A 24,714-nucleotide genomic window follows, 5' to 3' on the forward strand; every position below is an offset into this window, starting at 1 on the left:
ATTATTTATTCATTTTCATCTGTAAACTGTCGATAAACCAATCACCATATCTTTCGCAGATAATCTGATCAGCATATTTGACATTCACTTTGCTATACGCTTCTGTGCCAACCCGCGGCAAGATTCTCTGATAGAAAATCTCCAGTCTACGCAATTTATCATCCAAATCCTGGGCATTACCTAAGATCAGGTCTTGATCGCCAACTCTTGGCACCAATTCGATATCTCCTTTTTCATTGACGTACAATTGTACGACTTGATTGCTCCACAATTCGCTGGTATTGATATGACGCACTATTGCTGCTAAATCTTTTACCACCGGCGATTCGATTGCTTCCAATGGTTTGCCAAATGATTCGCGGATATAACCATTGGCGACAATCGTATGCGGCACATATTTTAGCGTAGTCGGAATCTTCTTTCCTTCAGTATCCACATAAAATTCTTGACCGACCCGATTGATGACACGAAGCAAAATCGCACGCTGCTGTACCGACACCTTCATCACGCCATTGATATCGACATGTATATCGGCATTGGATACGTAAGGCAATGCTTTCAACGAAGCTTCTATCTTTTGCAACGGAATATCCAATAATTGTCTGCCGACTACCGTACCATATTGATTCTCAATTATAGCTGTGATATCCGCTTGATCGATGAAAGTTTCCTTTCCTTCTACCATGATTTGCAATGCGGTGCAAGATTGTGCTGCATCCTTTTTGGCCACCAAACCCATCAACATCATGACGCCCACGAAAGCCGCCAGCCCGAGTGTTATCGAACCGATTAAGCGCCATGGTATATTTTTAAGCCAGTTAAGCATTTGTCAATAGTTGTTTTAAAGGTTTTACCAGTCGATCAATATCGCCTGCTCCTACTGTTACGATCAATTCTGGACGCGTCGTTTCTACGGTATCCAATATTTGTTGTGCCGTCAAGATGTGCTTATCTTCCAAGTCGATCTTGTCGAGCAACCACTGTGCATTTACACCATCAATCGGTTTCTCTCGCGCCGGGTAGATCTCCATCAAATATAGCGTATCGGCTAAGCCCAGCACTTCCGCGAAGCCGTCGACAAAGTCACGCGTACGCGTGAATAAATGTGGTTGAAAGACCACGGTCAACTTCTTTTCTGGATACAGCTTACGCATAGACGTTAGAAAAGCTCGCAACTCTTCTGGATGGTGTGCATAGTCATCTATGTACACGGTATCTTCCTGTCTTACGATATATTCAAAACGTCTTTTTACTCCCTGAAATGAACCTAAAGCAGCGATGATTTTTTCGCTGCTTATGCCTAGCAAATTTGCGACCGTAATTGCCGAAACCGCATTTTCAATGTTATGTAATCCCGGAATTCCTAATCGAATATCTTTTAGCGTCAAACTATCCGCATGATAATCGAAATAGAACTCCCCATTTTTGATCTGTATATTGTCGGCATACGCATCTGCTTTGTCTTCTTTCGCGTAAGAAATATCACCCGAAAATGGCAATCCTTTCTTGACGATCTTAATACCGTCCACCACTACGCGATCCAAGAAGAGCTCAAAAGAATCAACTAGCTGCGATGCATCACCATAAATATCCAAGTGATCGGCATCTGCCGAGGTGACAATCGCGATGTTAGGATGTAGCGTCAAGAAAGAGCGATCAAATTCATCCGCCTCTACCACCACGGTATTGTTATCACCGTATAAAACGTTGCTCTGATAATTGGTGCTAATACCGCCTAAAAATGCCGAGCAATCGTAACCAGAGTCTTTCAAGACATGTGCAATCATGGTCGAGGTCGTGGTTTTGCCGTGTGTGCCTGCTACCGCAATAGTAAACCGACTCGCACTAATGAGACCTAAAACCTGAGAACGTTTGTACAAGGTAAAGCCGCGTTCGATCAACGTGTTTTTCAAGGTCAGATCAGTTGGTACGGCTGGCGTAAAAATGATCAATGTTTCTTCATTTGGCGTAGCCAAATGATCGGGCAATTCGCGAACATCATCTTGATAGGTAACCGGAATACCTTCTTCGACCAAAGCCTTGGTCAACTCGGTTTCGGTTTTATCATAACCGGACACAGCACAACCTAAATGTTGGAAATAGCGCGCTAATCCACTCATGCCGATGCCGCCAATGCCCAATAAATAAACTATTCTAATTTGGTCGATATGCATAACCCTTATTTTATCATTTTTAAAACCTCTTGTGCGATCACGACATCAGCATCCAATAAGGCCATCTCTTTAATCCGTTCGCCCAATTCGTAAGCTGTCGCTTCATCATCAATCACCGCAATCAGCTCGTCGATCAAGTGCATTCGCGCAGAAAGATCGCTCACCATAATGGCTGCTTTATGCTCTGATAAAGCCAAGGCGTTTTTCGTTTGATGATCATCCGATACATTCGGTGAAGGCACCAAGACAACCGGCTTGCCGATCACGGCCAATTCTGATATCGTACCAGCTCCTGCACGGGCAACAATAAAATCTGCCGCGGCATACGCATAATCCATGCGCTCCAAAAATGGCATGAGCTTCACGCTATCTGTTAGCTTATCTTTCAATTCTGCCGACAATTTCTCGTAGTAATAACTACCGCATTGCCAGATGATTTGTATATTCTTATCCAATAACCGCTCTAAACCTTCCGTTAGACAATCATTCAATGTTTTGGCACCCAGACTACCTCCGGTAACCAAAACCGTTTTCTTGTCCAGATCTAAACCAAAAGCATGTATCGCTTCTTCACGTTTACCCTCGATTTGTACCGACGAACGACGAATCGGATTACCGGTAATCATGATTTTTTCTGCTGGAAAAAATCGCTCCATATGATCATAAGCCACACAGACGCGTTGGGCTTTTTTGCCCAATTGTTTATTGGTCAATCCGGCATAGGAATTCTGCTCTTGGATCAAAGTCGGTATGCCCATCATATTGGCCACCTGCAACAGCGGACCAGAAGCATATCCACCAACACCAACGGCTGCTTGCGCACCGAACTGACGAATGATTTGTCGCGCTTTCCACATGCTGGCGATCAGCCGAAAAGGCAAGATCAAGTTCTTTAGCATGGATTGGCGGTTGAAACCTTGAATATCCAAACCCACAATCTCGTAACCTGCAGCAGGTACGCGATCCATTTCCATTTTACCATTGGCACCCACAAACAAAATCTCCACATCGGGCTGCAGCTGCCGAAGGGCATTTGCAATAGCAATTGCCGGAAAGATATGTCCTCCCGTACCGCCACCGCTTATGATTACTTTGTTTGCCATGCTTATTGTACTCGATTATATACTGCCGACGACCACACGACGTGGTTTTACGACATCATTTAACTCTTCTTTTCCTTTTAATTCTTCGACATTACGACTTACGCTGAGAATAATCCCCAAGGCCACACTCGTGAATAAAATGGACGTTCCGCCCATACTCACTAATGGCAACGGAACACCAGTCACCGGACCTAAACCAACAGCTACTGCCATATTCGCTAATGCCTGAATCGTCAAGCTGAAACCCAATCCTGCCGCCAAGAAAGCGCCGAAAGCACGCGGACTCAAGGTCACAATGCGTATAATGCGGTACATCAAAGCGAGGTACAACGTCAAGAGTACGAAACCGCCGATTGTACCATATTCCTCTATAATGATCGCGAAGATAAAGTCCGAATATGGATGCGGCAACACATTACGCTGCACACTATTTCCCCATCCTTTACCAAAAAATCCACCCGTTGCGATCGCAATTTTTGAATTGTTGGCTTGGAAGTTTTTATCTTCTTGAAAAGGTACTGCGCCGCTACCACCAATGACTTCCTCGGTATGAAAAAATCCTTCGATCCGACTCATATACGTAGCACGACGTGGACCTAAAAAGGCTACCAACATCAGTAGAATACCACAGCCTATGCAGACAATCGTAATTTGTTTGAAAGAGATCCGACCAATTAACAGCAACAAAACGCTCACGCCAAACAACATGACCGCAGTCGACATATTGGCTACCGCAATAAGTACGAATACCGCACAAACAGCACCCATGATCGGCACAAATGACTTCTTGACGTCTTTGATTTCTTCTTGCTTGCGCGACAACATACGCGCTAAGAAAGTAATCAAGGCCAACTTCGCTAAATCGGAAGTTTGGAATGATTGGTTAATCACGGGGATTGTCAACCAACGATTCGCCTGATTAATAGAATCTCCAAATATCAATGTCGCTAGCAATAGTGGAATCGTGATGATCATCAGCAATTTGGAAATGCCAGCATAATACCGATAATCCAATTTGTGCGACAAATACATCAGCACTAATCCCACAGCGATAATGGCAAAATGCTTAAACAGATATAATTCGGTACCCTTACCCTCTTTGTAGGCTAATGTGCCCACGGAGCTGTATACCGCCAACAAAGACCAGCCAGACAGGATAAGTACGATTATCCAGATCCACTTGTCTCCCTTGAGTTTTGAAAAAATCTGTTCTATTGTCATAATCTGTTATCTCTAACAACTTAAAGAGCCATTACCGCTTCTTTAAATTGATCCCCACGATCTTCGTAATTTTTAAACCAATCGAAACTTGCGCAAGCAGGTGACAACAATACCGTATCTCCCTTTTTCGCAATATGCGAGGCGATTTCTACGGCATCTCCCATGGAAGCGCTATTGACAATCACATCCGTATCCGATTCAAATGCTTCGTGAATACGACCATTGTGTTTACCAATACAGATGATTGCTTTTACCTTACTTTTTACTAGATCACGCAGCATGTCGTAATCATTTCCTTTGTCTACACCGCCCATAATCAATACGATATCCGGCGAGAAACTTTCTAATGCATACCATACCGAATTGACATTGGTGGCTTTGGAATCGTTGATATAAGTAACGCCGCCAATACACGCCACGTGTTCCAAACGATGCGCGATATTGACATAGGATTGCATGCTTTCCTTCATCACACTATTGCGCAATTGCTGTGCTTTAGCAGCTAATCCAGCAGCAGAATTGTTGTACACATTGTGCTTGCCTTGTAGTGATAGTTCTTCAATATTCATCGTAAATGGTTCCCGTTTAGGTATGTTAATAATCAAGTTCTTTTGTTCGTCTATATAAGCGCCTTGTGCAAGCGCAGTATCCACTTGCGTGAATGGCAAGGACATCGCGGGCGACTGATGCCGCGCTAATCCTTTCTTAATTTCTTCGTCGTCGGCGCAGTAGATAAAATAATCTTCCGCCTGCTGATTTTGAATGATACGGAATTTTGAATCCACATATGTATTCATATCATAGTTGTAACGATCCAAATGATCCGGCGTGATGTTGAGCAGAATCGCGATATGCGCTCGAAAATGATGCATATCATCGAGCATAAAGCTCGATAACTCCAACACGTAGACATCGCGTTGCTCGCGTGCTACTTGCAAAGCGAAGCTTTGTCCGATATTGCCGGCTACACCCACGTTCAATCCGGCATGACGAAATATTTCGTACGTCAGCATCGTGGTGGTTGATTTACCATTCGATCCGGTGATGCAACATAAAGTGGCATCGGTATATTGGGCGGCAAACTCGATCTCCGAAATCACCGGAATACTGGTTTTGCGTAGTTGCTGCATCAAGGGCGCCGTCTCAGGAATACCCGGACTTTTGATAATTAAATCCGCATTCAAAATCTCCGCTTCGGTATGTTGCCCTTCTTCAAAGGCAATCCCTTCTTGCGTTAGCGTCTCTTTAAATTGATCTGCTAATAGCGCCATATCCGACACAAATACCTCAAAGCCCTTATCCTTCGCGAGGATAGCAGCACCTACGCCGCTCTCACCGCCACCTAAGATGACGACACGACCGACTTGCGGATAATAGCTATGTTCGATATTTGACATCTAACGTATTTTTAAAGTTACGATGGTCAAAATGGCCAACATGATGGATACAATTACAAAGCGTGTCACGATCTTCGACTCGTGATAACCTTTCTTCTGATAATGGTGGTGCAATGGCGACATCAAAAAGATGCGTCGTCCCTCACCAAATTTTTTCTTCGTGTATTTGAAATACGATACTTGCATGATGACCGACAGATTTTCGATCAAGAAAACACCACATAGTATTGGAATCAATAATTCTTTGCGGATAAGAATGGCAAATGCCGCAATAATACCCCCAATCGTCAAACTTCCTGTATCGCCCATGAAAACCTGCGCCGGATAGGCATTGTACCACAAAAACCCGGTACACGCTCCGATAAAAGCACCAGCAAAAATCACGAGCTCACCACTATTCGGGATATACATGATGTTGAGGTAATCGGAGAAAATCACGTTACCTGAAACGTAAGCGAGAATCGCCAAGGTGATTCCCATAATGGCCGACGTACCAGTGGCCAAGCCATCAATACCATCCGTTATATTCGCTCCATTCGACACTGCCGTAACGATAAATACAATCACGAGCAAGGTCATACCAAACGTAATCCACGTACCGGAGATGCCTAAGAAACTCAGTGACTTGGCGTAATCAAACTCATTATTTTTATAAAAAGGAATGTTGGTCTTGCTAGATTTCACATCCTCTACGTAGGTTTTCTCTCCCGTCGAAGGATTGATCACGACCGATACCGGCACTGAATAAGACGGATTAGTTACTTGCTCACGCACCAAAATACTCGGGTGGAAATACATGGTAACGGCAATGAAAATCCCTAAACCAATCTGACCAATCACTTTGAAGCGACCCGCAAGTCCTTCTTTATTTTTACGGAAAACTTTGATGTAATCATCTAAGAAACCGATTGCTCCCATCCACAGGGTGGTGATAATCATGATGATCACATAGATATTATCCAGCTTAGCAAAAAGTAATGTTGGAATTAAAATACCAGCAATGATGATCAAACCACCCATCGTCGGCGTGCCTTGTTTCTGCTTCTCACCTTCCAAACCTAAGTCGCGTACCGTCTCACCGACTTGCTTGCGGTGCAGCAAACGGATTAGTCGGCTACCGAAAACGGTAGTGATAATCAACGAGACAATTACCGCCATGGCCGTACGGAAGGAGATATACTGGAACAGTCCTGCTCCAGGAATATGCATATGCTCGTTTAACCAGGTAAATAAATAATACAACATCCCTCTTATTGCTCGTTAAATGCGTTTGCTAATTGTTCTTTATCATCAAAATGATGTTTCACACCGTTGATGTCTTGATATTTTTCGTGCCCTTTGCCCGCCACCACGATGATATCGCCCGGCTGAGCCAAATGACAAGCCGCACGAATCGCTTCTTTGCGATCCGAAATGCTAAACACACCTTTACGTTTATCGGCCGGAATACCGGCTTCCATTTCTCGGATAATCTGCAGAGGATCTTCGCTTCGCGGATTATCAGAAGTAAGAATGACGGTATCGCTTTTCAGCGCGGCAACCTTGGCCATTTTAGGTCTTTTGGTTTTATCGCGATCACCACCGCAACCAATGACGGTGATAATCTGTTGTCCGACCTGACGTAAGTCTGCTACCGTGTCTAGTACATTTTCTACCGCATCTGGTGTATGCGCATAATCCACAATACCAATTTGCCCTTGCGGTGAACGCAATGCTTCAAACCTTCCTTCTGCCCCAACGATATTGCTGATCGCCGTCAACACTTTCATCGTTTCTTGCTCTAACAGAATTGCGGCACCATAGACTGCCAATAAGTTGTAGGCATTAAAGTGCCCCACTAATTTTACCCATACATCCTGCCCATCCAAGTGCAATAGCATGCCATCAAAATGACTCTCTACGATGCGCATTTTGAAATCGGCTAAACCTTTTAAAGCGTATGTTTTCTGATAAGCGACCGTATTCTGCAACATCACTGCACCATTGCGATCATCGGCATTGCTCAGAGCGAATGCATCCCGATCTAAGTCGTCGAAGAATTTCTTCTTTGCTTTGATATAGTTGTCAAAGGTTTCGTGAAAATCTAGGTGATCATGCGTGATATTGGTGAAAATACCACCGGCAAAACGTAAACCTGCAATGCGCTGCTGTACCACCGCGTGCGAACTCACTTCCATGAAACAATAGTCACAACCTTCGTCGACCATTTCGCGCAACAACTTGTTGAGAGAGATCGGATCTAAGGTGGTATGTGTAGTCGGTATGACGCGACCGGAAATACGATTTTCAACCGTAGATAAAAGTCCCACTTGATAGCTCAATCCTATAAATAGATTGTACAAGAGCGTGGCGACAGTAGTCTTTCCGTTCGTACCTGTTACACCAACTAATTTTAATTGATGTGAAGGATTATCGTAATAATTGGCAGCGATCAGACCCAATACATAAGAAGAATCATCTACCAAGATATAGGTGATATCCTCGTGTGTCTGACCAGGCAATTCTTCTACCAACAGCGCGTTTGCACCTAAGTCAATAGCTTTTTGTAAATACAAATGTCCATCGGTATGCGTTCCGCGAACCGCAATGAAAAGATTGCCATCTACGACCGCGCGAGAATCAAAACACAGACCCGTCACCTCGATATCGAGTTGGCCTTTATATTCCTTTACCGGAACAGCATGAAGTAGATCTTTCAATATCATACAACCCTGTGTTTAATTCAGTTCTAATAAAACCTTTGATCCTGTCGTCAGCTTCTGTCCAGCTAATAGGGATTGAGACACGACGCGTCCTTTTCCTTTTACGGCAGTTTTGAATCCAGCATTTTCCATGGCATAGATGGCATCCATCAATCCCATTCCTAGTACACTTGGCACTACGCCTTCAGTAAATTGAGCTTCGCTAAATACGTTGGTACTCCGTTGTGCGCTATCTTTAACGGGGCGCGTTAGCGACGCCCAATTGTTTACTTGCAATCCCATCCACGCGTATACTTTAGAAGATGCTTCTTTGGAGCCTACTAAAGTGTGTGGCGTTTTATCCCCTTTGCTATTTACATGTCGTTTCTCAAAATTCTGATGTAAACTCAAATCGTTAGCATAGACCATGTCTGCCAACTCTTTGAATACCGGACCAGCTACAGAACCACCGTAATAGCCATTCCGCGGATTGCGGATTACTACAATCATACTATACTTTGGCTTTTCTGCCGGAAAATAACCTGCAAACGAAGATTGGTAGCGACGCGCTCCATAACCTCTCGCTCCATCGGCCATCTGCGCTGTACCTGTTTTACCGGCTGCATTATACAATGGACTACGTAGGCGTTTCCCCGTACCGTTGGTCATCACGCTACGCATCATGCCTTGCATCTTATCGATCGCTTCCTCGGAAGCAATTTGCTTATTGATCACACGCGCTTCAAAGCGCTCTACGGTATTTCCGAGATTACGAATCTCTTTTACAAAAAGCGGCGCGATCATCTTACCATCGTTTGCTACAGCGTTGTATAATGTCAGCGTTTGCAATGGTGTCAACTTCAATTCATAACCATAAGCCATCTGAATCAGTGACAGCTTGCTCCACGATCTGCTTTCTGGTGTTTTCACCCAAGGATCCCCTTCGCCCGGAATCTGTAAGCCCAAAGGTTTGTGCAATCCCCAACTGTGCAGCTTATTGATGAATTTGCTTGGATTATTGCCATAATGCGTGTGGATCATTTTCGTGACCGCCACATTAGAAGATTCTTCAAATGCTTCTTGTACGCTGACGCGGGATTTCTTTGGAGCGTGCGAATCGCGAATCGTATGCGAAGGCACTTTGTACGTACCATTGCCAATATCGATCACGGTCGTGGTATCTACATAGCCATCATCTAGCGCTGCTAAATAAGAAGCTAACTTGAACGTAGAACCTGGGTCTGCACCTTGCGCAATGGCGTAGTTAAATTTCTCGCGATATACGCCATCCGTATCTTTGGTGAAGTTCGCAATCGCGCGGATTTCTCCTGTTTCTACCTCCATCAAGATCACGCAACCATTATCGGCATTGCTCTGGATCAATTGTTTTTCCAAAGCACGCTGTGCCATATCTTGCATATTTACATCGATCGTCGCGATAATATCCGAACCATCGACTGGTGCAATTTCTACTTCGCGACTCACCGGCACCCAAACGCCACCGGCGATGCGTTGCATCATTTGCATACCGCTTTTTCCTTCTATATAATCACCAAAAGCACCTTCCAACCCTACGCGGTATTCTTCATTGCGATAACCAATGGTACGCGCAGCCAAATTGGTAAAAGGTAAGATGCGTTTGTTCTCCTGTACTGCGATCAAGCCACCAGAATAACGACTACGACCTTCCTTGAATGTTTTTAACAAAGGGAAAGTCTTCAGCTCTTTCAGATCTTGATGTGATACATTTCTTTTTAACAGCATATAGCGCTGGCCTTTGGCGCGCGCTTCTTTCAGTTGCGTCAAATATTGACGGGCTGATTTATCTCCAAAAAATTGAGAAAGCCGTGCCGCCAGTGAATCTACTCTGGACTGGAATACGTCGCTATTCTCTTCTGGGATCGCCATCGCATCAAAGCGAATGGTATATTCCGGCACGGAGGTCGCTAGCAAACTTCCATCATTAGAATAGATGTTGCCGCGCGCGGCTTCTACCACACGCTCTTTTATAGTGAGTGAATCCGCAATAGTTTGCCATTTATCACCATCAACATATTGCACATGCAGCAGCTTGCCAAACACCAACAGGGCGCCAAACACCATTAGCCCGAAGGCTAGGTACACACGAATCAAGATGGACTTTCTGATATTCATGGTAAATGCGTTTTTTGCGCTCCCTATTTATCTTTTTTTACTAATTCTATTTTTATTGGCGGTTCCGTGCGTTCGGTCAACCCTAACGTATCTGCCCGCTTGGCAATTTCAGTCTGCGTCGTCAGCTTCATCAATTCTGCATGGAGCGACTTGTAATCCCAACCCAGCTCCTTCACATCCTTGCCCAGTCGATCGATTCTACGCACCGTATTCTCCGCCAAATGTCGGTTGGAGATATACAGCAATCCGAGCAAAGCAATAAAAGCGATGAACGGTAAATTCTTGGTCACTGAATAGGTAGAAAGTGGATTGCTAGAGAATATCGTCCGAATGAAATTTTGGGTCTCCTCGACCTTCTCTTCCAGTTCGTCAGACATTTCCTCCTGAACCTCTTCGCTCAGCTCGCCATTTTTTATCCTGTTTCTGGCCATCTGCTTAATCTTTTTCTATCCGTTGAGCGACGCGCAATTTGGCACTTCGAGCCCGGTTATTTTGTTGCACTTCCTCATGAGTCGCCGCGATCGCCTTGCGGCTGATGACTTGAAAAGGCTTGATCTCGTTACCAAAAAAATCCTTCTCGACTTCTCCTTTAAACTTGCCCTTGGCTATAAAATTCTTCACCAAACGATCCTCTAAAGAATGGTACGACATCACGACCAATCGGCCTTCATGTTTAAGCACGGGTACCGTTTGCTCTAAAAAATCAGTTAGCGCTTCCAATTCTTTATTCACTTCAATACGCAAAGCCTGAAAGACCTGCGCATGGTATTTATGCTCTTTTCCACGTGGCACCAGCGACTTGATCACCTCTTTCAACTGCGTTACCGACGTAACTAGCTTAGAAAGACGTGCCGTTGCAATGGTTTTGGCCAATGATTTAGCGTTTTGAATTTCGCCATACATGCCAAATATGCGATGCAACTCTTCCTCCGCATACGTATTAAGAATCTTTGCTGCATCCAGATCAGCCACTTGATCCATACGCATATCCAGATTCGCCTCAAAGCGAATCGAGAATCCTCGCTCTGCATCATCAAATTGATGCGAAGAAACGCCTAGATCAGCCAAAATACCATCTACTTGACGCACACCTTCTAATCGCAAGCTGTTTTTCAAAAACTTGAAATTTTGATGTACCAAACGAAATCTTGGATCATCAATTGCATTTTGAAGCGCATCGGGATCTTGATCAAAAGCAAACAAACGCCCTTCTGGCCCAAGGTGCTTCAATATTTCTCTGGAATGTCCGCCGCCACCAAAAGTGACATCCACGTACACACCATTCGGCTTTATATTTAGCGCTGCTATACATTCTTGCAGCATCACGGGCACATGATATACTGGACTACTCATCTTCTAGGTCTCCTATATCCAATCCACCCATTACTTTTTCACCTAAAGTGGCAAAATCATCTTCACTCATCTCTCCCAACGTCTCCAGGTAAACAGATTTGGACCAAACTTCTATGCGATCAAACTGGCAAGCCAACATCAGCTCTCCGCTGATCTCGGCGTATTCCATCAAACTTTTAGGAAGCAATACCCGATTGGCTGAATCCAACGTTAGCTCGGTAGCGCCACTCATAAATTTTCGAATGAAATTTCTGTTCTCCGCCTTAAACTTATTCAAACGTGATAGCTGCCGCATCATCTTCGACCATTCTGAACGAGGATAAATCACTAAGTTTTTTTCGAAACCACGGTTCACGATAAGCCCCTCTTGCTCAATACTAGGTATCTGTTTTTTGAGCAACGCAGGAACTACCATTCTACCTTTGGCATCCAACTTACATGTATATTCTCCTGTCAGTTCGGTCATATAGCTAATCAGCCTATTCGAAATCAAATGTAAAATTAGACACTTTCTCCCACTTTATAACACTTTGCCCCACAAAAAAGTTTTCCACAACAGTAATATCCCATCAGAAACCATCAGAACACGCTTACAACCTCATTATCTTGCATTTACAAGGCAAATTTTCCCTTAAGGCAATTACTAAAACGCTGACTGATATCATACTATACAAAGGCGCATCGCCTAACTTTATTCGCAAAATTGGGGTGAAAGTGGGAGAAGCGACCTTGTAGTGGGAAATCGTGTCACGAGATAATCTCTTCCGCTTTGCTCTGATCAAATTAAGTTTCGTTTTTGTGTCCAAAAACCGATATTTTTGTCATCAGATTCTGAAATAGATAAATACATAATAGGAAATGCACAGAACACATACTTGCGGCGAACTGCGGTTGTCCGATCTGGGGAAGACCGTCACCTTGAGTGGGTGGGTCCAGAAATCACGTGACTTAGGAGGAATGACGTTTATAGACGTACGCGATCGCTACGGCGTTACGCAATTGGCTTTTAATGTCGACGATGATCAGACCTTGCGCGCAAAAGCGTTGGATCTAGGTCGCGAATACGTGATCAAAGTGACAGGTACTGTCATCGAACGTTCCAACAAAAATAACAAGATCCCTACCGGAGAGATTGAAATCAAAGTAACGGATCTAGATATATTAAATGCATCGGCGTTACCGCCATTTACCATCGAAGATGAAACGGATGGTGGCGACGATATCCGCATGAAGTTCCGGTATCTAGACTTACGTCGCAATCCGGTGCGTGAAAACTTGATCTTGCGTCATAAAATGTCGCAAGAAATCCGTCGTTATTTAGATGGCGAAAACTTTTTGGAAGTAGAAACTCCGGTATTGATTAAATCAACACCAGAAGGCGCGCGCGATTTTGTGGTTCCTTCTCGTATGAATCCAGGCGAATTCTACGCCTTGCCGCAATCCCCACAAACTTTCAAGCAATTGCTCATGGTTTCGGGCTTCGATCGTTATTTCCAAATTGTGAAATGTTTTCGTGATGAGGATTTGCGTGCCGACAGACAGCCAGAGTTTACGCAGATCGACTGCGAAATGGCATTTGTAGAGCAGGAAGATATCTTGAACATGTTTGAGGGATTGACTAAGCATCTTTTCAAAACAGTAAAAGGTGTTGACTTGGGCGAAGTACCACGCATGACGTACGATGATGCCATGCGTTTGTACGGATCCGACAAACCGGATACGCGCTTTGGTATGCAGTTCGTGGAGCTGAATGATGTGGCAAAAGGGCACGATTTCCCAGTATTCGAACAAGCAGAATTGGTTGTCGGTATCAATGCCAAGAATTGCGCTAGCTACACGAGAAAACAGCTGGATGCCTTGACCGATTTTGTGAAAAGACCACAAATAGGCGCGACTGGAATCGTTTATGCGCGTCATAACGAAGATGGAAGCATTAAATCATCCGTAGATAAATTCTACGATGCTTCAGCATTAGAAGCTTGGTCTAAAGCATTCGAGAGTGAGCCAGGCGATCTTTTATTGATCATGGCTGGCTCGAAAGATAAGGTACGCAAGCAATTGAACGAACTTCGACTAGAGGTTGCTGGACAATTAGGCCTGCGCGACAAAAATACATTCTCCCCATTATGGGTGATCGATTTTCCATTATTAGAATGGGATGAAGATTCGGCGCGCTATCATGCGATGCACCATCCATTCACCTCACCAAAACCAGAAGACATCCATTTGTTGGAATCTAATCCCGGTGATGTGCGCGCCAATGCTTACGATTTGGTGATCAACGGTGTAGAAGTGGGCGGCGGATCGATTCGTATCCACGATCGCGATTTGCAATCCAATATGTTTAAACATCTAGGTTTCACGCCGGAGGAAGCGCAGAAGCAATTTGGTTTCTTGATGGAAGCATTCACTTATGGTGCGCCTCCGCATGGTGGATTGGCCTTTGGTTTAGATCGCTTGGTATCTATCTTCGCAGGTTTGGATAGCATTCGTGATGTGATCGCGTTCCCGAAAAACAACAGCGGGCGCGATGTGATGATTGATGCACCTTCTACCATTGCGCCAGCACAATTGAAGGAGTTGACGTTAGCCGTTAAAGCATAATTTTATATTCCTGAGCGGCACGTTTTTCGAACAATAAATAGCTCAGAAATCTTATTTAGTAAAAGTTGGCAAGATGATTGCCGACTTTTACTATACATAATACCCCACCCGATTACATATGCCGAATACGAAGGAAGAACAATTTAGAAAAGCTTGCGAGGTCAGCGCCTTGGATGCTCAGGGCAATAGGATCCTGCACGAGCATCTGGAAAACTATCGCCAAGCCTTTCAAAATCTAGCTCCTCGTTTTCAAAATCTTGAAAATGCCAAGAAGAAAGCGCATCTAATCAAGTGGAAAGCGATCGAAAATATGGATCGTTATCTATTGGACTTCGAAACCAACTTCACGCGTGCGGGCGGTAAAGTCATTTGGGCAAATAACGCATCAGAAGCGTTAGAAGAGCTGGACAAGCTTTTGGCTACTTATCAGCCTAGCCATATCGCGACCAACCATGCCATGATCCACGAGGAAATTGGTCTCCCAAAATACCTCGCAGAATCAAAATACCGCGCAGATGAAGCTGATCTTGGCCGTTATTTAGCGCAGCTAAACGGCACAAAACCGAGTCATGTAATCCAACCAGCCATTGAGCTGAGTGAAGAAAAAGCGAAAGCTCTATGGGATACAAAGCACCCAGAAATTGTACCAGCCGAAAGAACAGAAGCGGAAAAAGCAGCGGAAGAAGAAGATTTAGAAGACGAGCAAGCAGCACCTATAGACGCAGCTGCAACTAAAATCTTACGTAGTTTTCGAAAGATTCAGCGCGACCGCGCCACATCGACAGATGTGATGATATCGGGTGCATCGCATCTATTAGCCGATACGGGCAGCGTAGTGATCAGCGAAAATGAAGGCAATAATCGTTTGCACAATGCTTTTTCTCCTTATCATATTGTATTTGCTGGTATTGATAAAATTTTGCCATCCATCCATGATTTGGATTTATTGCTGCCATTGGGAGCATTGCATGATCATGGACAAAGATTGCAGCGTCACCACAGTTTGTTGACCGGACCGCAACGCGGTCGCGAAACCGATGGACCGAGCCAAATGGTGTTGATTTTGGTGGATAACGGACGATCAGATTTGTTAGCACTTACCGAGCAGCGCCAAGCCTTGTATTGGATGGAGTGCGGCGCAAGCACCAATGCTTGTGCGATGTATGAAACCATTGGTGGAGGCGCGTATCAAAATACATACCCTGGTCCTATGGGCGCTGTATTTACAGCGCATCTCGATTCAGAAGAATCGTACGACTACCTGCAACATGCCGCCAGCTTTACCAATACGGAGCGTGCTAATCCGTTAAACATAGATATTGATCGATTGCTTTTAAAGAATCGACATGATCGGGTGAGCAATGCCGCAAAACCGTTGCCGGAAACTCGTGCATGGAGCTGGTACACCAAGCTGGCGAAGAACCGAAAGTACATTGACTTCCTTGGAAAAGGACTGAAAAATATTCTCATCAAATTGTTTTTCAAAAAATCTTGGGGAGATCAACGTGTACTGCCACGTATACCTGATAAATCCTTCTCGACGCAATGGCGTTCCAAAGCCAAGGATACTGATTAAAAAATCCTTACCTTTGCCTTTCTTAATAAAAATCGCATGTCACGACAAGTTCCAGAAGACGGCAATCAACTTCCATTAATGGAAGAATTTTACACCATTCAAGGCGAAGGCTACCACACGGGCAAAGCAGCTTATTTTATTCGCTTGGGAGGTTGTGATGTGGGTTGTCATTGGTGCGATGTCAAAGAAAGTTGGGATGCTAGTATTCATCCGCTTACATCGGTTGATACGATCGTGCAGCATGCTGATCAGCATCCAGCAAAAACAGTCGTAGTAACTGGTGGCGAACCGCTGATCTATAACTTAGATCCATTGACTAAAAGCTTGCAAGAGCGCGGCATTCGTACTTTTATGGAAACTTCTGGTGCCTATCCGTTGAGCGGGCATTGGGATTGGATTTGTTTATCCCCAAAGAAATTCAAAGCACCTCGAAAAGATGTTTTGGAGGCTGCTGGCGAATTGAAAGTCATTGTTTTTAACAAAAGTGACTTCCAATGGGCAGAAGAACACGCCGCACAGGTCAGTCCTTCCTGCAAACTGTACTTGCAACCCGAATGGTCGAAAGCAGCAGAGATGACGCCGCTTATCATCGATTATGTAATGACCAACCCTAAATGGGAAATCTCGTTACAAACCCACAAATACCTGAACATTCCGTAACATTTACGCGGCTATTCATCACGTTTATGTTACATAGCTGATCCAACTATTTTACTTATAATTGGAGTTGATTTCTTTTGTTATGAATTTGCTAAAACGTTTTTTGCCGTGCTTGCTCTTTGTCACGGCCGCTCATGCTCAGTCTACCATCGATGAGGTAGAACGATTACAATCTATTCCCTTAGTATATCAAGTTCAAAAAGTGAACGGCACCATCAAAATCGATGGCCGTGATATAGAAGCACAATGGGCTAACATTCCTTGGTCGAGCAAATTCATAGATATTGAAGGCGCAGACAAAACAACACCCGCTTACGAAACTCGGTTCAAAATGATGTACGATGATGCCAATCTGTACATCTACGCGAAAATGGAAGAGCCACACGTATGGGGAAATATCACCAAATACGACGACATCATCTTTCACAACAATGATTTTGAGGTATTTATAAAACCTGATATCCACCAAGATCATTATTATGAACTGGAAGTGAATGCGCTGAATACGCTATTCGACTTAGCCTTAGTAAAACCTTATCGCTACGGTGGCAAAGCACTTATTCATTGGGATATGAAAGGGCTCAAAAGTGCGGTACATGTTGAGGGCACCTTGAACAATCCGCGGGATAAAGACAAATTTTGGAGTGTGGAGATTGCCATTCCATTTACCGCGCTACAAAGTTTTGGATCAGGTGATACGCCTCCACTTTCTTCCTATTGGTTATTCAATTTCTCCCGAGTACAATGGCAACATACCGTAAAGAATAATACCTACCAGCGCAAAGCGGAAAATGGAAACATCTTGCCGGAAGATAATTGGGTATGGTCGCCGATCGGATTGGTGAATATGCACTATCCAGAAAGATGGGGATACATTCAGTTTGTAGATCAGTTGGGAAATCCAACTTTGCCCGCTTCCTACGAAATAAAAAAACTAGGCTGGAATATTCACTACCTACAGCAAGTCTATAAGCGCAAACATGGTAACTATGCAGCTGAACTAGATCAACTGCCGGATTATCGCAAATACATAGCTCCTTCTTTAAAACAATTTACACTCACCTATGATCTAGAAGCAGATGCTGCCGGATATGCGGTGCGTGTGAGCGATTCAGAAAATAATGCTACCTTTCGACTAGATCACCTTGGTAACAACACCTATTATGAATAAACGCGATTTCATCAAGACCTCTTTGCTCGGCTTCGCCGGCTTACAATTGCCTGCTATCTCCTTGGCAGCAAATGCTACACCACTATCCTTTGATTATTGGATGTGGATACGCCCTAATACGAAAGACAGTGATGCTGCAATCAAAAAACGCTATACCTCTTACCGCGAAGCGGGTGTGCGTGGCTTGCTGTTTGAAGATTACAGTGTTCGGCATTTTCAGGTAGCAAAAAGCTTGGGATTGGAAACCCATCGTTGGATGTGGACCATGAATCGGGGTGAGCAAGATTTGTTAAGCAAACATCCAGAATATTATGCCGTGAGCCGCTCTGGAAAGTCTTGTGCAGACCAGCCGCCTTACGTGAATTATTACCGCTTTTTGTGCCCTTCGCATCCCGATGTTCCTAAATACTTGGAAGATAAAGCGAGAGAGCAATTAGAGAAAGAAGATGTTGATGGTTTGCACCTAGATTACATCCGTTATCCGGATGTCGTGTTACCGGTAAACTTGTGGCAGAATTACAATATCGACCAGTCGACCGAGCTAGCAGATTACGATTTTTGTTACAGTCCATTTACCAAGGCAGCCTACTTGAAAGAAACGGGCATTGATATCGATCAGGTTGCTCGACCGGAGCAAAGTCCGTCGTGGCGCGCTTTCCGTTATGAGCAGATCAATCGCGTAGTCAATCGAATTGCCAAAGTGGCCAAAGAGTACCAAAAACCGTTGACCGCAGCGGTATTTCCTACGCCAGATCTCGCGCGCCGGATTGTGCGACAGGATTGGGCAAATTGGGATTTAGATGCAGTATTCCCGATGATTTATCATGGTTTCTACCAAGAACCTGTGGAATGGGTTGGTCAAGCTGTGAAGGAAGGCGTACAAACGTTGAATAAAAAATTTCCATTATACGCGGGACTCTATTTACCAGACTTCAAAGACAGTGATGAACTCAAAAAAGGAATTGAGCTAGCTAAAAAGAATGGCGCAGCCGGCGTATCGTTATTTGGTGAGCAAGAATTCGATGCAAAAACCATCAATTTGCTGAGGTCTTTGCGATAACAACCTGATCCCCACCCATTGGGTGGGGATATTCATTTTTACCGCTAAAGCACAAAAAATTTGCTATCTTTGTACCCCGTACAAAAGACAGATTTTCCATTGCTTTTTAGGGATGGATCATCGCTCAAAAATCCATCAATTACTATGAGTAAATACATCTTTGTTACGGGCGGCGTAACTTCGTCATTGGGAAAAGGCATCATTGCAGCTTCTCTGGCTAAACTTCTCCAGGCACGCGGACTCAAAGTTACTATTCAAAAATTCGACCCTTACATTAATATCGATCCGGGAACACTTAATCCTTACGAGCATGGTGAATGTTTCGTAACGGAAGATGGTGCCGAGACCGATTTAGATTTGGGCCATTACGAACGTTTCTTGAATGTGCCGACTTCGCAAGCTAACAACGTAACAACAGGACGTATTTACCAACACGTCATCCAAAAAGAGCGTGAAGGCGCTTACTTAGGGAAAACGGTTCAAGTTGTTCCGCACATCACTGACGAGATCAAGCGCCGAATGCAACTATTGGGCGAATCGGGCGAGTACGATATCATCATCACTGAATTGGGTGGTACGGTAGGCGACATTGAGTCGCTTCCATTCATTGAGGCAGTAAGACAATTGCGTTGGGAACTAGGCAATAACGATTCTCTAGTGATCCACCTTACGCTAATCCCTTATCTGGCAGCAGCAGGTGAGCTGAAAACCAAACCTACGCAACACTCTGTAAAAACTTTATTGGAATACGGGATACAGCCAGACATTTTGGTGTGCCGTACCGAGCATAAGTTGACGCAAGACATCCGTAAAAAATTGGCCTTGTTTTGCAACGTAAACATCAATGCTGTGGTAGAATCTATCGATGCCTCCACGATCTACGATGTGCCTTTATTGATGTTGAAAGAGCAATTGGACAAAACGGTCTTGACCAAATTAAAATTGTCTACCAAAGTAGAACCAGATCTTGAAAACTGGAAAACATTTTTAGGTAAACTAAAGAACCCAACAAACGAGGTCAACATTGGCTTGGTGGGTAAATACATTGAGTTGCCCGATGCCTACAAATCCATTGCAGAGGCATTTATCCACGCGGGATCTGCGAATGAAACGAAAGTAAAAGTAAAATCCATCGCCGCAGAAAGCATTGATGAGGAGAATGTGGCAGATAAGCTAAAAGGATTAGATGGCATACTCGTAGCTCCAGGCTTTGGCGCGCGTGGATTGGACGGTAAATTGGTTGCGATCAAATATGTTCGTGAACAACGCATTCCTTTCTTTGGCATCTGCTTGGGTATGCAATGCTCCGTCATTGAGTTTGCCCGCAATGTGCTATCGTTGAAAGATGCGAATAGCTTTGAGATGGATGAGCACACCAAACATCCAGTCATCAACTTGATGGAAGAGCAAAAATCGATTAAAAACATGGGCGGCACGATGCGATTGGGCGCTTACGATTGTGATCTGCGCAAAGGAACGAAAGCACATGCGATCTATGGAAAATCGAAGATTACCGAACGCCACCGCCACCGTTATGAATTCAACAACGAATATTTGGCGCAATTCGAAGCAGCGGGCATGATCGCTTCAGGCAAGAATCCTAAGACAGGATTGGTGGAAATCGTCGAGCTAAAGGATCATCCTTTTTACGTAGCCGGACAATTTCATCCGGAATTAAAATCAACAGTTGCAAATCCTCACCCACTTTTTGTTAGTTTTGTAGCCGCTGCATTGACACATAAAAAAGCAGCAAGCAAATAAGCATTAAAAAAGAGAGAAAATAAGTAAAAATGGATAGAAATAATATTATCGGGCTGATTCTGATCTTTGCCATCTTCGCAGGTTCTTTTTACCTGATGAAACCGTCGGAGCAAGAGATTAAAGCAGAACAGGCTCTTCAAGATTCTACAGCACGTGCAAAACAAGGATTAGCTCCAGTAAAAGATTCTTTGCAAACTATCGTAGAATCTAATAAAGTAGATTCCGCAAAATTAAATGAGCCGTTCGGCGCTAGCAGCTTCGGCAGCGAAGAATTCATTAAGTTGGAGAATGACAAAATCATTGCTCAGATTTCCACCAAAGGTGGTCGTATCAAATCAGTTGAACTAAAAGGACAGCAGAATTTTGATGGCAATCCGTTGATTTTATTCAGTGGCGACCACAATAGTTTCGGTTTAGAATTCAATGTTCCGGGCAAAGCGGTGAATACCAATGATCTGTATTTCACTTCTCAAGGAAACAATGATGGCGCAGTTACGATGCGCCTTAACTATTCTGACACGCAATACATCGATTATATTTACACCTTAGAAAAAGACAGCTACAACGTTGGCTTGGCTATCGAAACAAAAGGTATTCACAATACGATTGATGTCAAATCAAAAAGCATTTTCTTAAACTGGGAAACAATCCTGACCCAAAAAGAGAAAAACATTTCTTCGGAGCGCGACAAATCTTCGATCTATTATCGTGATACAGAGGGTAATATTGATCACTTGTCGGAGAGCAAAGATGATGAAGAGACGGTAGAAGAAAAAGTAAACTGGATCGCTTTCAAACAACACTATTTCTCGAACATTCTTTCGAGCAAAGAAGGTTTTGACAAAGTTGAATTGACTGTGCGCAGTGGCACCAGCGATAGCATCGTGAAGTTCTACAAAGCGAAAACAGAATTGGCCAACACAAGCAGAGACGAGCGCTATAACTTAAACTTCTTCTTCGGACCAAATCAATACAATACGTTGAAGGCCGAAGGCAATGATTATAACAAGATCATTAACATGGGCTGGGGTCCTATCAGCTGGATCAACCGTTTTATCACGGTGCCTATCTTTGATTTCTTGGATGGATTTGCTTTGTCTTACGGCTTAGTGATTTTGATCTTGACGGTATTATTAAAGGGTGCGATGTTCCCATTGACGTACAAATCTTACTTGTCGATGGCTAAGATGCGTGTCTTGAAACCGCAGTTGGACGAGATTAAAGCAAAAGTAGGCGAAGATAATCCGATGCTATTGCAACAAGAGCAGATGAAGCTGTACAAGCAAGCGGGCGTAAATCCGTTGGGTGGTTGTTTACCTTTGGTATTGCAGATGCCGTTTACTTTGGCTTTCTTCTTCTTCTTCCCGAATTTGTTTGAGCTTCGCGGCGAATCCTTTATGTGGGTCAAAGATTTGTCGACCTATGATTCACCCATCTCTTTCGCACCGATCATCTTTGGCATCGATCACATTTCATTGATGTGTGTGTTGATGACGATCACTACTTTATTGACCACTTGGTACAATAACACGACTTCTGGTGCTGGTGCCGTTGGGCAAATGAAATACATTGGCTACATCATGCCATTGATGTTCTTCTTCTTGTTGAACAACTTCCCTGCTGGATTGAACTATTATTACTTCCTAGCAGCGGTATTTACGTTCTTGACACAAGTAATCATTCGCCAATTCATCGATGATGAAAAGATCTTAGCGAAGATCGAAGCTTTCAAAAAGAAGCCGCAAGCAGAAAAGAAAACTTCAACTTTCCAAAAACGTATGGAAGATATGATGCGCCAACAACAAGCAGCACAAAATCAGAAAAAGAACAAGTAGTAATTTTATACTCCCATATAAAAAAAGGCTGAACATAACGTTATGTTCAGCCTTTTTTTATGGTATAACTTTAGTGATGGATTACTACACGAAAGCGCTGAATCCGGTAATACTTCTTCCGACGATTAGGGAATTAATCTCTTTGGTACCTTCATAAGAATAGATTGCCTCGGCATCCGCCAAGAAGCGTGCTACATTGTATTCCAACAAAATACCATTTCCGCCCATCACTTCACGAGCGCGGGAGACGATATCGCGTGTGCGAAGCGTACAAAATACTTTGGCTAATGATGCATGTTCATCTTTTAGCAACCCTTCATCCTGCATCTCGGATAAGCGAAATACTAAGGTTTGCATTGCTGTAAGGTTAGAAAGCATTTCTACCAAATGGTTTTGAATGAGTTGGAAAGAAGCAATCGGCTTCCCGAACTGCTCGCGTTTCAAGGTATATTCGAGCGCATTTTCATAAGCTCCTCTTGCACAACCGACGGCCATCCATGCTACACCGGCACGCGTCATTTGCAACACTTTTGCGGTATCGCGGAAGCTGTTGGCATTTTGCAAACGATCCGACTCCGGCACGACACAATCTGTCATCGTAATCAATCCATTTTGCACAATGCGCAAAGCCATTTTGCCTTTGATTTTTTCGACAGAGAAGCCTGGATTCTCTTTGCGAACGATAAAGCCTTTGACCTGATTGTCGTCTACATCGCGTGCCCAGATGATGGTAATATCCGAAAAAGTAGAATTTCCAATCCACTTTTTCTGTCCATTCAACACCCAGCCATCAGCGGTCTTCTTACAGGTAGTAGTTAATCCACCCGCAGTTCCTGAACCCACTTCAGGCTCCGTTAATCCAAATGCACCAATCTTTTTCAATTGTTGCATTTGCGGCAACCATTCTTGCTTTTGCTCTTCCGATCCGCATAAGTAAATCGAGCCCATAGCCAATCCACTTTGTACGCCCAGAAAGGTAGCGATAGATGGATCAATACGACCAAATTCGCTAGCTATGATGCCATCCATTAAAGACGTGCCGCCAGCACAACCATAGCCTTCGTACACGTATCCGCAAATATTAAGTTCAGCGAGTTTGGGAATAAGCTCGAAAGGAAAATCATCGTGCAGCCAATAATTGTTGACAATAGGCTTCACCTCAGCTTCGAGAAAAGCACGCACCTTCATCTTGAGGGCATGATCTTCGGCAGATAGCTTCTGCTCTACACCATAAAAGTCGGCATTGATGGGTGGAGATTCTTTCCTCTTTTTCGATCCAGTTAGCATTTTCATGGCCATTTGCAATTGTTTCTCATCCATTTTGGAAACAGCAGCAATGACTTCACCTAAATCTACCTTCTTTGAAAGCTTTTCCAATTCACCGAAGTCGATAGACTTTGCGAACTTCATCATGTTTTTTATCTTACCAATCATTAAGGAACACTTTTGTACTCTGTTATAACAAATTCGATTCCAAATAGTTTTTAGTGGAAAATTCTTGATTTTTTTTCAAAAAAACCCAACAATACAAATATTTAAAAAACTGAAAAACAGGTTATTACGTAATTATTTAAAATTTAATGTAATTAGTGGGTTACCTAAATGTAGTGTGGGGTATTAAGGATTAAATAAACAAATTTGTTTTAATTAAATAGAAAACTAGTAAAATGAAAAACTTATTCAAATTCGGATTTTTAGGTCTAGCGTTAACAGTAGGATTCGCAGCTTGTAACAACTCTGCTGAGAAAACTGAAGAAACTGCTGACACTACGTTGTTAATCGAAGAAGAAGTAGTTGTTGATACTACTGCTGTAGTTACTGACACTACTGTTACTACTGACACTATCGAGAACGTTCAATAATCCGAACTAAAATCGAAAATACTGCAAAGGCCCATAAATGGGCCTTTGTTGTTTACTACCAACCTTAAATAGTGCTTGTTGAACTAGGGGCAATTTTGTATT

The 24,714-nt window shown here is 43.6% G+C and carries 20 protein-coding genes; 8 read left to right on the forward strand and 12 right to left on the reverse strand.

Features of this window, described 5'->3' with window-relative positions:
* Position 1 precedes the first annotated feature (1 nt).
* From GKO22_RS00195 to mraZ, 11 genes are read right to left on the reverse strand one after another with little or no spacing between them, the layout of a single operon-like run.
* A complete protein-coding gene (locus GKO22_RS00195) occupies positions 2 to 826 on the reverse strand; it encodes a cell division protein FtsQ/DivIB (protein ID WP_166332140.1) in 825 nt (274 codons plus the stop codon).
* A complete protein-coding gene (murC, locus tag GKO22_RS00200; RefSeq protein WP_166332141.1) occupies positions 819 to 2,174 on the reverse strand; it encodes a UDP-N-acetylmuramate--L-alanine ligase in 1,356 nt (451 codons plus the stop codon). The genes GKO22_RS00195 and murC overlap by 8 nt, the downstream gene beginning before the upstream one ends.
* A gap of 5 nt (positions 2,175 to 2,179) precedes the next feature.
* A complete protein-coding gene (murG, locus tag GKO22_RS00205) occupies positions 2,180 to 3,277 on the reverse strand; it encodes an undecaprenyldiphospho-muramoylpentapeptide beta-N-acetylglucosaminyltransferase (protein ID WP_166332142.1) in 1,098 nt (365 codons plus the stop codon).
* 15 nt (positions 3,278 to 3,292) lie between these two features.
* Entirely contained in the window at positions 3,293 to 4,498 is a 1,206-nt protein-coding gene (locus GKO22_RS00210) for an FtsW/RodA/SpoVE family cell cycle protein (RefSeq protein WP_206367758.1), read from the reverse strand.
* A gap of 20 nt (positions 4,499 to 4,518) precedes the next feature.
* Positions 4,519 to 5,895, reverse strand: a complete 1,377-nt coding sequence (gene murD / locus GKO22_RS00215; protein ID WP_166332143.1) for a UDP-N-acetylmuramoyl-L-alanine--D-glutamate ligase — start codon at positions 5,893 to 5,895, stop codon at positions 4,519 to 4,521.
* Positions 5,896 to 7,140 (reverse strand): phospho-N-acetylmuramoyl-pentapeptide-transferase, encoded by a 1,245-nt coding sequence (gene mraY / locus GKO22_RS00220; RefSeq protein ID WP_166332144.1) that lies wholly within the window; start codon positions 7,138 to 7,140, stop codon positions 5,896 to 5,898.
* Positions 7,141 to 7,145: 5 nt separating this feature from the next.
* Positions 7,146 to 8,600, reverse strand: a complete 1,455-nt coding sequence (locus GKO22_RS00225) for a UDP-N-acetylmuramoyl-L-alanyl-D-glutamate--2,6-diaminopimelate ligase (RefSeq protein ID WP_166332145.1) — start codon at positions 8,598 to 8,600, stop codon at positions 7,146 to 7,148.
* A gap of 12 nt (positions 8,601 to 8,612) precedes the next feature.
* Complete coding sequence (locus GKO22_RS00230; protein ID WP_166332146.1) at positions 8,613 to 10,730, reverse strand: penicillin-binding protein; 2,118 nt, start codon at positions 10,728 to 10,730, stop codon at positions 8,613 to 8,615.
* Between the two features lie 23 nt (positions 10,731 to 10,753).
* The gene (locus GKO22_RS00235; protein ID WP_116777065.1) at positions 10,754 to 11,161 is read right to left on the reverse strand and encodes an FtsL-like putative cell division protein; all 408 of its coding nucleotides are present in this window, start codon (positions 11,159 to 11,161) and stop codon (positions 10,754 to 10,756) included.
* A 4-nt stretch (positions 11,162 to 11,165) separates the two neighbouring features.
* Positions 11,166 to 12,083 carry a 16S rRNA (cytosine(1402)-N(4))-methyltransferase RsmH gene (gene rsmH / locus GKO22_RS00240; protein ID WP_166332147.1) on the reverse strand — a complete coding sequence of 306 codons (918 nt, stop codon included), beginning with the start codon at positions 12,081 to 12,083 and terminating at the stop codon, positions 11,166 to 11,168.
* A complete protein-coding gene (gene mraZ / locus GKO22_RS00245; protein ID WP_166332148.1) occupies positions 12,076 to 12,549 on the reverse strand; it encodes a division/cell wall cluster transcriptional repressor MraZ in 474 nt (157 codons plus the stop codon). Before mraZ ends, rsmH begins: the two co-directional genes overlap by 8 nt.
* A gap of 392 nt (positions 12,550 to 12,941) precedes the next feature.
* On the opposite strand from mraZ, the gene aspS reads away from it, so the two are divergent.
* The 7 genes from aspS to yidC all read left to right on the forward strand — a co-directional run bounded on the left by aspS (position 12,942) and on the right by yidC (position 22,750).
* Positions 12,942 to 14,687, forward strand: coding sequence for an aspartate--tRNA ligase (aspS, locus tag GKO22_RS00250; RefSeq protein WP_166332149.1), 1,746 nt, complete (start codon positions 12,942 to 12,944; stop codon positions 14,685 to 14,687).
* Positions 14,688 to 14,805: 118 nt separating this feature from the next.
* Complete coding sequence (locus GKO22_RS00255) at positions 14,806 to 16,263, forward strand: LUD domain-containing protein (RefSeq protein WP_166332150.1); 1,458 nt, start codon at positions 14,806 to 14,808, stop codon at positions 16,261 to 16,263.
* 36 nt (positions 16,264 to 16,299) lie between these two features.
* Positions 16,300 to 16,923: a 7-carboxy-7-deazaguanine synthase QueE gene (locus GKO22_RS00260; RefSeq protein ID WP_166332151.1), complete on the forward strand. Its 624-nt coding sequence runs from the start codon at positions 16,300 to 16,302 to the stop codon at positions 16,921 to 16,923.
* Positions 16,924 to 17,005: 82 nt separating this feature from the next.
* On the forward strand, positions 17,006 to 18,094 hold the full coding sequence (locus tag GKO22_RS00265) for a carbohydrate-binding family 9-like protein (protein ID WP_166332152.1): 1,089 nt from the start codon (positions 17,006 to 17,008) through the stop codon (positions 18,092 to 18,094).
* Complete coding sequence (locus GKO22_RS00270; protein ID WP_166332153.1) at positions 18,087 to 19,154, forward strand: family 10 glycosylhydrolase; 1,068 nt, start codon at positions 18,087 to 18,089, stop codon at positions 19,152 to 19,154. Before GKO22_RS00265 ends, GKO22_RS00270 begins: the two co-directional genes overlap by 8 nt.
* Before the next feature lie 144 nt (positions 19,155 to 19,298).
* Positions 19,299 to 20,915 carry a CTP synthase gene (locus GKO22_RS00275; RefSeq protein ID WP_166332154.1) on the forward strand — a complete coding sequence of 539 codons (1,617 nt, stop codon included), beginning with the start codon at positions 19,299 to 19,301 and terminating at the stop codon, positions 20,913 to 20,915.
* A 29-nt stretch (positions 20,916 to 20,944) separates the two neighbouring features.
* The gene (yidC, locus tag GKO22_RS00280) at positions 20,945 to 22,750 is read left to right on the forward strand and encodes a membrane protein insertase YidC (RefSeq protein WP_166332155.1); all 1,806 of its coding nucleotides are present in this window, start codon (positions 20,945 to 20,947) and stop codon (positions 22,748 to 22,750) included.
* Positions 22,751 to 22,834: 84 nt separating this feature from the next.
* On the opposite strand, the gene GKO22_RS00285 is transcribed toward yidC, so the two are convergent.
* Positions 22,835 to 24,163 (reverse strand): acyl-CoA dehydrogenase family protein, encoded by a 1,329-nt coding sequence (locus tag GKO22_RS00285; RefSeq protein WP_394352151.1) that lies wholly within the window; start codon positions 24,161 to 24,163, stop codon positions 22,835 to 22,837.
* A 254-nt stretch (positions 24,164 to 24,417) separates the two neighbouring features.
* Here GKO22_RS00285 and GKO22_RS00290 point away from each other — a divergent pair, with 254 nt between their 5' ends.
* Positions 24,418 to 24,612 (forward strand): PG1828 family lipoprotein, encoded by a 195-nt coding sequence (locus GKO22_RS00290; RefSeq protein ID WP_166332157.1) that lies wholly within the window; start codon positions 24,418 to 24,420, stop codon positions 24,610 to 24,612.
* The last annotated feature ends 102 nt before the right edge of the window (positions 24,613 to 24,714 follow it).

The organism is Sphingobacterium chungjuense (genome assembly GCF_011316935.1).
In the GTDB taxonomy this organism is placed as follows: domain Bacteria; phylum Bacteroidota; class Bacteroidia; order Sphingobacteriales; family Sphingobacteriaceae; genus Sphingobacterium; species Sphingobacterium chungjuense.